This window comes from Candidatus Polarisedimenticolaceae bacterium (genome assembly GCA_036275915.1).
Classification (GTDB): Bacteria; Acidobacteriota; Polarisedimenticolia; order Polarisedimenticolales; family DASRJG01; genus DASRJG01.
On the sequence record DASUCV010000009.1, the window covers coordinates 1 to 12,169 of the forward strand.

At 70.8% G+C, this 12,169-nt stretch carries 9 protein-coding genes; 6 read left to right on the forward strand and 3 right to left on the reverse strand.

The features are described from left to right. On the forward strand, positions 1-626 hold a 626-nt coding region (locus tag VFV19_06970), incomplete at its 5' end, for a hypothetical protein (GenBank protein HEX4824037.1). 62 nt (positions 627-688) lie between these two features. On the opposite strand, the gene VFV19_06975 is transcribed toward VFV19_06970, so the two are convergent. Next, on the reverse strand, positions 689-1,012 hold the full coding sequence (locus tag VFV19_06975) for a hypothetical protein (protein HEX4824038.1): 324 nt from the start codon (positions 1,010-1,012) through the stop codon (positions 689-691). 155 nt (positions 1,013-1,167) lie between these two features. Beyond that, the gene (locus VFV19_06980; GenBank protein ID HEX4824039.1) at positions 1,168-5,436 is read right to left on the reverse strand and encodes a sigma 54-interacting transcriptional regulator; all 4,269 of its coding nucleotides are present in this window, start codon (positions 5,434-5,436) and stop codon (positions 1,168-1,170) included. A 325-nt stretch (positions 5,437-5,761) separates the two neighbouring features. Here VFV19_06980 and VFV19_06985 point away from each other — a divergent pair, with 325 nt between their 5' ends. The 5 genes from VFV19_06985 (at position 5,762) to VFV19_07005 (ending at position 10,825) form a co-directional block, all read left to right on the forward strand. Then, positions 5,762-6,220: a hypothetical protein gene (locus VFV19_06985; GenBank protein ID HEX4824040.1), complete on the forward strand. Its 459-nt coding sequence runs from the start codon at positions 5,762-5,764 to the stop codon at positions 6,218-6,220. 267 nt (positions 6,221-6,487) lie between these two features. Continuing rightward, entirely contained in the window at positions 6,488-7,711 is a 1,224-nt protein-coding gene (locus VFV19_06990) for a glycosyltransferase family 9 protein (GenBank protein HEX4824041.1), read from the forward strand. Beyond that, entirely contained in the window at positions 7,708-8,409 is a 702-nt protein-coding gene (locus tag VFV19_06995; GenBank protein HEX4824042.1) for a class I SAM-dependent methyltransferase, read from the forward strand. Before VFV19_06990 ends, VFV19_06995 begins: the two co-directional genes overlap by 4 nt. Continuing rightward, the gene (locus VFV19_07000; protein HEX4824043.1) at positions 8,406-10,025 is read left to right on the forward strand and encodes a hypothetical protein; all 1,620 of its coding nucleotides are present in this window, start codon (positions 8,406-8,408) and stop codon (positions 10,023-10,025) included. The genes VFV19_06995 and VFV19_07000 overlap by 4 nt, the downstream gene beginning before the upstream one ends. Before the next feature lie 8 nt (positions 10,026-10,033). After that, complete coding sequence (locus VFV19_07005; GenBank protein ID HEX4824044.1) at positions 10,034-10,825, forward strand: class I SAM-dependent methyltransferase; 792 nt, start codon at positions 10,034-10,036, stop codon at positions 10,823-10,825. Positions 10,826-10,836: 11 nt separating this feature from the next. Here the strand turns inward: VFV19_07005 and VFV19_07010 are convergent, their stop codons facing one another. After that, positions 10,837-12,060: a glycosyltransferase family 39 protein gene (locus VFV19_07010; protein HEX4824045.1), complete on the reverse strand. Its 1,224-nt coding sequence runs from the start codon at positions 12,058-12,060 to the stop codon at positions 10,837-10,839. Positions 12,061-12,169 lie beyond the last annotated feature (109 nt).

Sequence of the window (12,169 nt, forward strand, 5' to 3'; positions counted from 1 at the left end):
TCGACGTCCGCTCGTCGGCGACCGGCGGCGCGTGGGTCAACGTCTTCCGCCAGCAGGGCGCCGGAAGCGCCAACCCCGACCACCGCGCGATCGACATCAGCGCCGCGGCGGGACGCGCCTCGAGCGTCCAGGTGCGCTTCCACGACTACAACGGCAGCTCGGAGTGGTGGTGGGAGCTCGACAACGTGCGGATCGACACGGGAGCGTACGTGGGCTGCGACATGCCGGTCTGCGGGGGCGCGCAGCCGAACGTCGCGCGGCCGGTCGCCGACGGCCTCTTCGGTACGCCCATGCTGGCGTCACGCGCGAACGGCGCCGGCTCGTCGATCGCGCTCACGTGGGACACGTCGACGTGCACGTCGACGGACCACCATGTTCTCTTCGGCGACCTCGGCAACGTCGCGTCGGTCTCGCCGACCGGCGCGTTCTGCGACCTCGGGACGTCCGGGAACGCGACGTGGACGCAGGTCCCCGCCGGCAACCTCTGGTTCGTCATCGCGGGAGACAACAACGCGACGATCGAGGGAACCTGGGGCACCGACGGTGTCGGCGGCCAGCGCGGCGGCCCGTCACCCTCGGGCTTCTGCGGCATGACGTCGCGCAACAACGGCACGACCTGCCCGTAGGAATCTAAGGGGACAGTAACCGAGTTTTTCTTACCCGCGCAGTTCGCGCGTAAGAAAAAGATTCAGAACGGCACGCCGTCGTCGACGACGACGCTGAGCGGCGGCTCTCCGGAAGCGTCCTTCGGGAGGTCGCTCTTCAAAGTCGCCGTTTGGCTCCCGGCGACCTCGAAGCGCGTGATCACGGTGGCGACGCCGTGGGCGGTTCGCACGCGGCTCATCACGATCCCGCGGAACGGAAGAGGCGACGGATTGACGACCCCCACGACGAGCGTCCTGCCCTGGACCGAGGCCGTTCGGACGATCGGCGCGGAGCCCCCCGCCGCCAGTACCGCCGAACCGAGCAAGACGATGGAGACCACTGCCGTGAACCACCGGAGTTGCCGCATGACCCCCTCCCCCGTTAACGCACCATCAACGATGCCTCCGTCGGCCAATCACATGTTTGCAACACGCCGGCGAATATAGGGGTCAGATAGATTTCGACAACGTAAGTGAGTCAGTAGGAATTCAGCCATATATAAGGAAGGGAAGCGGGACCGGGCTAAAGGCGGTGCTTGCCGATCTTTCGATAGAGAGTCGCGCGGGAGACCCCGAGCAGCTTGGCGGCCTCGCTCCGGTTCCCGTTCGCGGCCTGGATCGCCTGGAGGATGTGGCTCTTCTCGCCCGAGACGAGCGAATAGGCGCTCGGCCTCCCGTCGGTCGACGGCATGAGCGCGCGCTTCATGACGGGGTCCGACGCGATGAGCGCCGCGGAGATCTCGCGGTCGCCCGCCAGAAGCGCCAGGCGCTGGAGCGCGTTCTGAAGCTCGCGGACGTTGCCGGGCCAGTGGTACCGCTCGAAGAGCGAGAACGCTTCGTCGTCGACGACGAGCGGCGGGCGCTTGCGCTCGGCGGCGATGCGCTCGAGCACGTGCGCGACCAGGACCGGGATGTCGCCGGGCCGGTCGCGGAGGGCCGGCAGCTCGACCGTGAGAACTTGGAGACGATAGAGCAGGTCCTGGCGGAACGTCCCGTTCCGGATCGCGTCGCCGAGATCGCGGTGGGTCGCCGTGATGAGGCGCACGTCGACCTCGAGCGTCTTCTCGCCGCCCACCGGGCGGATGACCCCCTCCTCGACGACGCGGAGCAGACGGACCTGCATCGCCGGCGACATGTCGCCGACCTCGTCGAGGAAGAGCGTGCCGCCGTCGGCCTGCTCGAAGAGGCCGGGCTTCGGACGGTCGGCGCCGGTGAAGGCGCCGCGGACGTGGCCGAACAGCTCGGACTCGAGGAGCGCCTCGGGGATTGCCGCGCAGTTCTCGCCGAGGAACGGTTGACGCCGCCGCGGACTGCGCGCGTGGATCGCGCGGGCGACCAGCTCCTTGCCGGTCCCGCTCTCGCCGCGGATCAGGACCGGCAGCTGGGTGTCGGCGACCTTCTCGATCAGGCTGTAGACCGCGCGCATCGCCGGCGAGCGGCCGACGAGGTAGCCGAAGTTCGACGTCGCCTCGGCGGCGGCGGCGAGTCGGCGGTTCTCGCGCTCGAGCCTCGCCCTGAGGCGCGTGTTCTCGATCGCGATCGCCGCCTGGTCGGCGAGCGCTTCGACGAAGCGGAGATCGTCCTGGGTGAACAGGCGCCCGTCGACGCGACTGTCGAGGTAGACCGTACCGATGACGCGCCCGCGCGAGCGGAGGGGAACGCACATGAGCGAGCGGATGCGGTAGAGGCTCACCGACTTCAGCTCGCGGAAGCGCTCGTCCGTGCCGGCGTCGATCGCGAGGATCGGCCGGCCCATGCCGGCCGCCTCGACGATGTGCCGGCTGTACTCCTCGGCATCCAGCCTGGTCTCGTCCTCTAGGTTCCGCGCGAGGTGGACGGCGAAGGTTCCCTGCGCCGGGCCCCCTCGGTCCTCGCGAAGGAAGATCATCCCGCGCGTCGCCTCGACGGCGCCGAGCGCGAGATCGAGGATCGTCTCGAGGAGCGACTCCGGATCGCGCTCGGAGTTCAAGACCCGGATCATGTCGTAGAGCGTGCGGAGGCGTGCCTGGCCGCGCTCCACGCGCGCCTCGTCGCGAAGCGCCGCGTAGACGGGACGATCGAGGAAGTCGCGGCGCACGTGCGTGTTCTCGATACGCAGAGCGACGCCGTGGAGGAGCGCACGCCCCTCGGAGGCCGTGGCGTCGGCCAGCTCGAATTTCCCCTGGCGGTCGAGCGCACGCCCCGCGAGCGCGCACCCGCGCGCCTGGAACGCGGGCCAGACGACCTCCTTGGCGATCCGCCGCGCGCTCTCCGCCTCCCCGAGCGCGGTCTTGAGGTCGCCGCGGACGAGCGCGTGCTCGCCGGCGGCGAGCGCCGCGCGGATCCGGATCTCGGGCTCGACCTCGTCGGCCTTCGCGGCGAGACGGTCGTACTCGGCGCGTGCCGGCTCGAACGGCTCGTGGGCGTCGAGCCGCGCGCGCCGCTCCATCTCGATGACGAGCCCCATGAGGAGGGCCCGCCCCTTGCCACGCGCGCGGCAGCGCTCGAGCGAGGAGGCGAGGAGCGCCGCGATCGCCGACTCGTCCCCGCCGCCCGCTTCGCCCCACGCGTCGGCGAGGAGCATCCGCGCGTAGTCGGCGTTCTCGGGCTCGACTTCGCCCTGCGGCCCCGCGAGCGCCTCGCGCAGGCCCGCCGCGGCCTCGCCCGCCCGCCCGCAACGGATCTGCGCGTCCGCGAGCGCCATCCGCGAGACGAGGACGAGGTTGCGGTCGCCCAGATGACCGGCGAGGTCGGCGGCCTGCTCGGCCCAGTCGATCGCCCGGTCGAGACGGCCGAGATCGATCGCGTTGAGCGCGCTCTTCGAGAGCGCGATCTCCTGCAGACCGGGGTTCCCGCGCGAGGCCGCTTCCCTCCGCACGGAGGCGAGGAGGCGCGCGGCCTCGTCGTAACGCCGCGCGCGCCCGTGGAGCACTGCGAGACCGACCTGTGCTCGGAGATCCTGCCCGTCGAGGGCGGCCGCGGGATCCGCCGCAGCCGCCTGCGCGTAGAGGACGACCGCGCGCGACAGCTCGGCCTCGGCGCGGTCATCGCCGAGCCGCGAGTGGCAGGCGGCGAGCGCGTGGAGCGCCTCGGCCTCCGCGCGGAGGTCCGCAGCGCCGCGCGCGAGCGTGACCGCCTCCTCCAAGACCGGCACCGCTTCCGCCTCGCGGCCGAGGCGCGCGAGCCCGATCCCGAGCGCGCGTTTCGCCCCTCCGAGACGCGCGTCGTTGCCCTCGGCCTCCGCCCTGCGCGCCGCCTCCTCGGCGACCGCGAGCGCGCGGCGGAAACGTCCCGACTGCACGAGCGCCAGGGCTTGAATCAGGAGGATCGCGCCGCGATCGCTCTCGGAAGCCAGGAACAGCGCCGCTCCCGCCGCGCGCGCCGCCGCGCGGTGCCGGCCCGAGCGCAGGAGCGCCTCGGCCTGGCGCCGCCTCAGGGCCGCTCGCCCGACACGATCGCGGCCGACGAGATCGAGCGCCTCTGCGTAGCGCGCCGGATCCACCTCCGCGCCGCGCTCCCACGCCCCTTCGATGAGGACCGCCTCGGCGCGCGCCGGCGAGCCCAGCGACGCTTCGGCGAGCCAGGCCACCCGCTCGTCCGAGACGGCGCCGCCGGTCGCACGCTCCGCCATCGCGCGGAGGCCCTGCTCGGAGAGGGATCCGAGATCGAATCGGAACGCGTCCGGTGCTTCGAGAGGTCGGCTGAAGGCGCGCACCGCCGCCACGATCGTGAGCTTCAAGCGGACCGGCCCGGCGAGCAGGCGATCCGCGAAGATGCGTATCTCATCAGGGTCGGCGCGCCCGTCGTCGACGAGCGCGACAATCCGGGTCGTGAGCGCGCGATCGAGGATCGCCGCGTCGGGCAGGCCGCGCACCGCGAGAGCGCCGCGGCGGATCGCGCCGGCCTCGATCCATCGGAGGAAGCGCGTCTTCCCCGATCCCGGCTCACCGGAGATCCAGATGAGATGCGGCGCCGCGGCCGAGTCGAGCGCCGACTCGATCGCGCCGACGATCCGGTCGCGCCCGGCGGGGGCGCCGGACCGCAGCCGGGCGGCGCGCGTCGCGGGGGTCTCGATCGGATGCTCGGTGCCGGCCGCTTCGTTCAGGCGCGCGAGCGCCTCGGCGGCGCTCGCCGGTCGATGCCGCGGCGACTCGGCGGTCATCGCGTCGATCCAGTCGGCGATCGCGCGCGGCGCAACGCCTCCGGTCGCCTCGCGCACGATCGCGCCGAGCGCGAAGAGGTCCGACCGCCGGCTCGGCGACGCGTTCGACAGGATCTCGGGGGCGAGGTAGGCGAGCGTTCCCGCGGCGCGGCGCGCCTCGACCGACGGCTCGTGCTCGGCGAGCGCGAGACCGAAATCGACGAGGACGACACGGCTGCCGAGCTTGGGAGCCTGACGCACGAGCACGTTCGCCGGCTTCAAGTCCCGATGGATGAGGCCGAAGTCGTGGAGGAACGCGATCGCGCGGAGCGCCTCGACCGTGAGCGGGACGAGGGCGTCGCGCCCTTCGTGCCGGATCGCCTCGACGAAGTCCCGCCCTTCGACGTACTCGAGCGTGAAGCGCGGGAGGCCGCTTGCGGGATCGACGTCGAACTCTTCGACCTCGACAACACCGGGATGATGGAACCCCGCGAGCGTGGCGAACTCGCGGCGGAACGCCGCCTCGTGCTGCGGCGTGTGGGAAGAGGTCAGCTCCTTGAGCGCGAGACTGCGTCCTGCCTGCTTGCGATCGCCGACGAGCCACACTCGTCCCGCGCCCCCCTCGCCCAACAGGCGGTGGATGACGAATCGTGCAGCTCCCTCTTCGCCCATCACTCCTGATAGTGCCTGATGGTCGTCCGGGATGGAATCGATTTGTCTCGGTTCCGAGACATTCGAGCAGGCGCTACCGCGACTCCATCTAAGTAACTCATCTTAATGATAGTTAAGGGAGATGCGAGGGGGTCGATGTCTCACCTCTGCGACATGACCCCGTGGTGCGACGAGGCGTGAGGGGCACGGAGAAACCGGTGCCTGCCGCTTCTTTCTCCCGCTTCGACGACCTTCCGGTCGCGTTGGTCCCGGACTTGCGATGTGAAGGGAGCGCGACGCATCGGGTCCCAGGCACGGGTCGGATGGGCCGCGAAGGAGGTGGGGGATGAAATCGACCGGCATCGTGATCGCGGCCCTGACGCTCATCCTGGCGATCGGGCTTCCTGCTCAGGCTCAGGAATGCGTCAGCGTCCGGATCGACGCGCCGTTCCGTCTTCCCGACGGGAGCGTGAGACCCGCCGGTCGGCTCACCTTGTGCGAGAGCCGTGCGTTCTCGCCGGTGACCGAGCTTCACGCGGTCCTCGTGAATGGCGCGTCCGTCGGGATGTTCCCGAGCCGCCGCCGCAGCAACGAGATCGGCACGATCGTAGCGCCGCAAGTCCTCTTCGAGCGTGAGGGAGAAGGCATGCTGGCGCTCGTGGGGTACGTCGTCCCGTCCGCGGGGCGAAGCCTCTCGTTCCGCCTCCGTCCGGACGATCTCAAATCGGTCGATCCGCCCGCGGTCGTCGCCTCGGCGCCTTCACCGGCGCCGGTCGCCGCGATCGTCGCCGTCAGCGCACGCTGAGCTTCCGAAGCAGAGGGGCATTCCATCCGCCCTCTCCCCTCCCGCGACGGATGGGGTGCCCCTCTGGAATTTCAGTAGAGAGTCAGAGTTCGGAGTTCAGGGTTTCGGGTCCCGGGGGGTCCAGGACCAGGAACCCTGAGCTCCGAATGTTTTCGTCAGATGGGCGCGAGGACGGAGCCGGCCCGTGCAACGCGCTTTAGCGCGGTAGCTCTACGCCGAAGCTCGTGCCGATGTCCCCGCGCGACGGCGTATATCATCCGGCGCGCGATGGGACTTCCGCTCAAGGTTTCAGTTCTTCAACAAGCCGATCGCATCATTTTTGCGCCGGTCTGTCTCGTCCTGACCGCCGTCCGGAGGCTCACCGGCGGGGCCGACGCTTCCGCGACTCCCGACCCGAAGAGCATCCTCTTCGTCAAGCTCGCCGAGCAGGGGTCGACCGTGCTCGCCGCCGGTGCGATCCGGCGAGCCGTCGAGCGGGTCGGCCGCCAGAACGTCTACTTCGTCGTCTTCGAGGAGAACCGCTTCATCCTCGATCTCATGGGGCTCGTCCCCGCCGAGAACGTGATCACGGTGCCGACGCAGTCGACCCTCGGCATGGCGCGGGGCGCGCTCGGGGCGCTCCGGCTCCTGCGCCGTCGGCGCATCGACGCGGCGGTCGATCTCGAGTTCTTCGCCCGCTTCTCGGCGGTGTTCACCTTCCTGAGCGGAGCCAAGTGGCGGGTGGGCCTCCATCCGTACTTCGGCGAGGGTCCGTATCGCGGCGACCTCATGACCCATCGCGTCATCTACAACCCGCACCTCCACACGAGCCAGATGTTCGGCGTGCTCGTCGAGGCGCTCCGGGTCGCGGCCGACAAGCTGCCGACCTTCGACGTGAGGATCCCGCCGTTCCGCCACGCCGAGCCGACGTTCTTTCCTGACGCCGACGAGCAATCGCGCGTGCGCGCCCTGTTGCCCGCCGGCTCCGCGAGGCTCGTCCTCTTGAACCCGAACGCCGGCGACATGCTGCCACTGCGCCGCTGGCCCGAAGACCGGTACGCCGCGCTCGCCGCGGGGATCGTCGAGGCGCTCCCCGACGCGACCGTCGTGATGACCGGCACGGCGGAGGAGGCCGGAGCGGCGCGGGCGCTCGTCGAGCGCGTCGGCTCGCCGCGCTGCCTGTCGCTCGCCGGGCGGACGACGTTGCGCGAGCTGCTCGTCCTCTACACGATCGCCGACGTCCTCGTCTCGAACGACAGCGGGCCCGCGCATTTCGCGGCACTGACGCCGATCGACGTGATCACGCTCTTCGGTCCCGAGACGCCGGCGCTCTTCGCGACCCTCTCACCCCACAGCGTCGCGATCTCCGCGGGGATCGCGTGCAGCCCGTGCATCAACGCGCTCAACAACCGTCAGTCGGCCTGCCGCGACAACCGGTGCATGCAGGCGATCGGCGTCGACGAGGTGCTTGCCGAGGTCGTGACGCGCTTCAGGGCGCGGGCGAGCCGATGAGCGTCTGGCCGAAGGTGCTGCCGCCGCTCGATCCGGCGACGCGCCGCATCCACGACGAGTTCATGCACGACTGGCTCGAGGCGCTACCTCGGCGCTACGGGTTCGCCGACCGGTTCAACCACCGCTACCCGGCCTCGAGGAGCGGCGGCTTCACGACGACGCTCGAGATCGGCGCGGGCACCGGCGAGCACCTGAGATGGGAGAACCTTTCCGAGGCACAGAAGGAGGGTTACGTCGCCCTCGACCTGCGTGAGAACGTCGCGGCGCGATTCCGCGAGCGCCACCCCGGCGTCCGCGTCGTCGTCGGCGATTGCCAGACCCGGCTCGCGTTCGACGACGCCTCCTTCGACCGGATCCTCGCCATCCACGTCTTCGAGCACCTTCCCGATCTGCCGCGCGCGATCGACGAGGCGCACCGCCTCCTGGCGAAGCCCGCGGGACGCCTTCACGTCGTCATCCCCTGCGAGGGCGGCCTCGCCTACACGCTCGCGCGCCGCATCTCCGCGCAGCGCCAGTTCGAGCGTCGCTATCGCCTGCCGTACCGCCAGTTCATCGAGCGTGAGCACTTGAGCCGCCCCGGCGAGGTGGTGCGCGAGCTCGAGCGGAGGTTCACCGTCGTCCACCGGGCGTTCTTCCCGATGAAGCTGCCGGCGATCTTCTGCAATCTCTTCATCGGCCTCACGCTGGCGCCGCGATGAAGCGTTTTCCGTGGACCGCCGCGGCTGCGATCGTCATCACCGTTTTCGTCGTAGCGCTCGATCTTCGGTTCGCCCTCCACGCGGGCGGGCTCTGGCGCGACGAGTCCGCGACGGCGCATTTCGCGACGTTGCCGGCCGTCGGCGACATCGTGAGCCGGCTGCACCTCGACAACTTCCCGTGCCTCTCGCTCGCCGTCATCCGTGCGTGGTCCGCGGCGTTCGGCCCCGGCGACGCCGGCTACCGCGCGCTGGGGTTCCTCGTCGCCCTCGGCGTGCTGGCGGCCTTGTGGCTCCACGGCGCACTGATTGGAAATAAGGGGACAGGTACCGATTTTCAGAATCCGATTCTGAAAATCGGTACCTGTCCCCTTATTTCCCTGGTGCTCTTCGCAGCGAACCCTGTCGTGGTTCGCGCGATCTCGTCGATCCGGCCGTACGGGATCGGGGCGACGCTCCTCGTCCTCGCGCACGCGCTCGTCTGGCGCGCGACGGAGGCGCCGTCGCGGAGATCGTTCGCGACCGCCGCGATCGTCTCGGTCCTCGCCGTGCAGACGCTCTACCAGAACGCGATCCTCCTCGGCGCGATCGGTGTCTCGGCGGCGGCCGCGATCGCCGTCATTCGACCGCGCTCGGCGTGGATCCCGCTCGCGATCGGCGGAGTCGCCGCGGTATCGCTTCTCCCCTACGCCGGGTTCGTGCGGCGCGCGCAGGAGTGGTCGGTCCTCAATCGCGGCAGCGTGACGCTCGATCACCTCGTCTCCGTGTTCGGGTCGATGCTCTCTTCGGCCGGGCCGGCGGCGGTTCTGCTCGCGGCGCTCGCGGCGCTCGTCGCGGCGGCCGCAGGCCTACGACGCTCGAGACAGGACGGCGGACGCACGCTGTATGCGCTCCTCACGCTCGTCCTCGCGACGCTCGGCTTCCTCTTCTTCCTCCGCCTGCTCAGCATGCCGACGCAGATCTGGTACTACGTCCTTCCGTCGGCGGTCGCGGCCGTCTCGATCGACACGATCCTCGCGGCCGCGCCGAAGCCCCGTGTCGCGGCGCGCGGCGTCGCCGCGCTCGTGGGCCTCGCGCTCGTCGCCAGCGGCGCCTGGGCGGGCACCGCCGTGCGGCAGACGAACGCCGACCTCGTCGCCGCCGCCGTGCGCGCGGCGGCGAGGCCCGGCGATCTCGTCCTCGTCCACCCATGGTATTGCGCGATCACGCTCACCCGTTACGGAACGGGCTCCGCCGCGATCGTTTCGATCCCGCCGCTCGACGATCTCTCGATCCACCGCTACGACCTCCTGAAGGCGCGCATGCAGGAGACCGACCCGATGGCGGCGCTCCGCCCACGCATCGACGGCGCGCTCCGCTCGGGCGCCAGGGTCTGGTACGCGGGCGATCTCGAGCTGCCCCCGCCCGGCACCGACCCGCAAGCGCCGCCGCCGGCACCCGTTCCCGGGATCGGCTGGAACGAGGGCGCGTATCTCGACGCGTGGTCGGCACAAGCCGCCGGCTGGCTCCGCTCGGAGGCGCGCGAGGTCCGCCAGGTGCAGGTCGAGGCGCCGGGGCCGGTGAACCCGCTCGAGACGCTGCCGCTCTACGTCTTCAGCGGCTGGCGCGGACCGGCGTAGGAGGCCCGTTGCCCGCCGACGCGATCCTGCGCACGTATCTCGCGAAGACGCCGGTGACCCTCGCTCTCTGGCGGACGCTCGAATGCCGCGCGCTCGCCGCGATCCCCATGACGCCGCCGGTCCTCGACCTCGGCTGCGGCGACGGAATCTTCGGCTCGCTGCTCTTCGCGCCGGGCCTCGACGTCGTCGGCCTCGACGCGTCGGCGTCCGAGATCGCCCTCGCGCGACGCACCGGCACCTACCGCGGCCTCCTCACCGGGAACATCGAGGCGATCCCGCTGGCGGACGCGAGCGTCGCCACCGTGGTCTCGAACTGCGTCATGGAGCACGTCGATCATCTCGACCGCGCGCTCGCCGAGATCGCGCGCGTCCTGCGCCCCGGCGGCACGTTCGCCTTCACGACGCCGTCGGAGCGCTTCACCGAGTTCTTCGCCTACCCGCGCCTCCTGTCGCGCATCGGCCTCGGCGCCCTCGGCCGCCGGTGGGAGCGGTTCCGCAACGACTACCACCATCACGTCAATCTGTTCGGCCCCGAGGTGTGGAAAGCACGGCTCGAGGCGGCCGGCCTCGAGGTCGCCCTGCAGCGCTACCTCGTGCCGGAGCGGGTCGCGCGCCACTGCGATCTCGCGATCGCCAGCTCGCTTCCCGCCGTCGCGGTCCGAGCCGCCGCGGGACGATGGATCCTCCCGCTGCGCCCGCTCGTCCTTCCTCTGCTCCTCCGGATCTACGGCCCCGCTCTCGATGAGACGAGCGACACCGGCGGCGGATTGCTTCACGTTTGTCGAAGAGTTAACAGTTAACAGTTCACGGTTCACAGTCCCCACGGCCAAGGAATGATGAGATCGCGATCGAGCACCATCGTGTGGATTCCCTGCACGATCTCGAGGACGACCGCGGCGGCGCAGGCGACGGCGAGCACCCAGCGGCCCGCGCTCCTGGGAAGGCCGGCGCGGAGGAGCGCGGACGACTGCGCCACGAAGAGCACGATCGCGGCGGGGCTGACGAGGATGACGTAGCGCAGCACCTTGGAGAAACCGATCGCGCCGAGGCCGACGTGGACGATCACGATCGTCGCGATCCACGCGACGAGTGCGAGGCTGATCGAGCGTAGCCGCACGCGTCCCGACTGCATCGCGGTGAGAACGCAGGCCGGAACCAGCGTCGGCAGCACCTCGGGGAGCAGGCGCAGGTAGACGAGAGGACCGCGCTCGACCGTCACGTAGTGGACGTAGGGGTTCGTCGCGACGAGGCGCGGCATCGGGCGCCCCGCGTAGCCGGGGAACGGCGTCCCCGTGACGTGCCAGCGCCAGAGGAGCCAGACGCCGTAGCACGCGGCCGCCGTCCCGAGAGCGACGGCGGCAGCGCGGCGCGCCGGCTTCACCCCGGCGTCCTTCGCGGCGATGAGCGCAAGGAGCGCGAGCCCCGGCATGATGAGGAACGCCGTCGGTTTGACGAGCGCGGCGGCGCCGAGGGCGAGGCCCGCGCCCGCCGCCCAGGCCACGCTGCCGCGGCGCGCCGCGACGAGGCCGAGAACCGCGGCGAGCGTCGCGAGAGCGACGACGGGGCCGTCGAGCCACCAGCGCGCCGTCACCTGCACGACGATCGGCGAGAACCCGGCGAGGAGCGATCCCACCGTGGCCTCGAAGATCCCGAACGGCCGCACGAGGAGCGCCGTGAGCGCGAGAGTCGCCCAGAAGAAGACCGCGAAGCTCAAGACCTCGACGAGCATGAAGCCGGGATCGCCGAAGAAGCGGTGCGCGACCCAGAAGAGCGCGATCCCACCGGGCGGGTGGAAGAACAGCTTCTGCCCGTACTGCTCGACGTCGGTGCCGGGCTCCTGGAGCAGCGGATGTCCCTGCAGGGTGTAACCGCGCCCTGCGTCCCATTGCTCGACGAGCGCGTGATAGATCCGCTCGTCTCCCTCGACGTGCGCGCGGATCTCGATGCCGCGGCGGACTGCGAGCGCGGCCGCGAAGACGACGACGGCGACGATCCACCTTCCGCGCCCGGGGGGCGATGCGTCGCGCTCGCTCACGCGGCGCTAGAGTAGCGCGAATGGGACGGTCGATCCGCACGCCACGCGCAGGATCCTGACGGGAAATGCGGAGATCGCCGATCGGCTGAGACGGTTCCGGCCTTCGCCC

Bases quoted from the DNA above. Each gene is read 5' to 3' on its own strand.
- VFV19_06990 (HEX4824041.1), top strand. From the start codon at position 6,488: ATGGGACTTCCGCTCAAGGTTTCAGTTCTTCAACAAGCCGATCGCATC.
- VFV19_06980 (HEX4824039.1), bottom strand. From the start codon at position 5,436: ATGGGCGAAGAGGGAGCTGCACGATTCGTCATCCACCGCCTGTTGGGC.
- VFV19_07000 (HEX4824043.1), top strand. From the start codon at position 8,406: ATGAAGCGTTTTCCGTGGACCGCCGCGGCTGCGATCGTCATCACCGTT.
- VFV19_06975 (HEX4824038.1), bottom strand. From the start codon at position 1,012: ATGCGGCAACTCCGGTGGTTCACGGCAGTGGTCTCCATCGTCTTGCTC.
- VFV19_06995 (HEX4824042.1), top strand. From the start codon at position 7,708: ATGAGCGTCTGGCCGAAGGTGCTGCCGCCGCTCGATCCGGCGACGCGC.
- VFV19_06985 (HEX4824040.1), top strand. From the start codon at position 5,762: ATGAAATCGACCGGCATCGTGATCGCGGCCCTGACGCTCATCCTGGCG.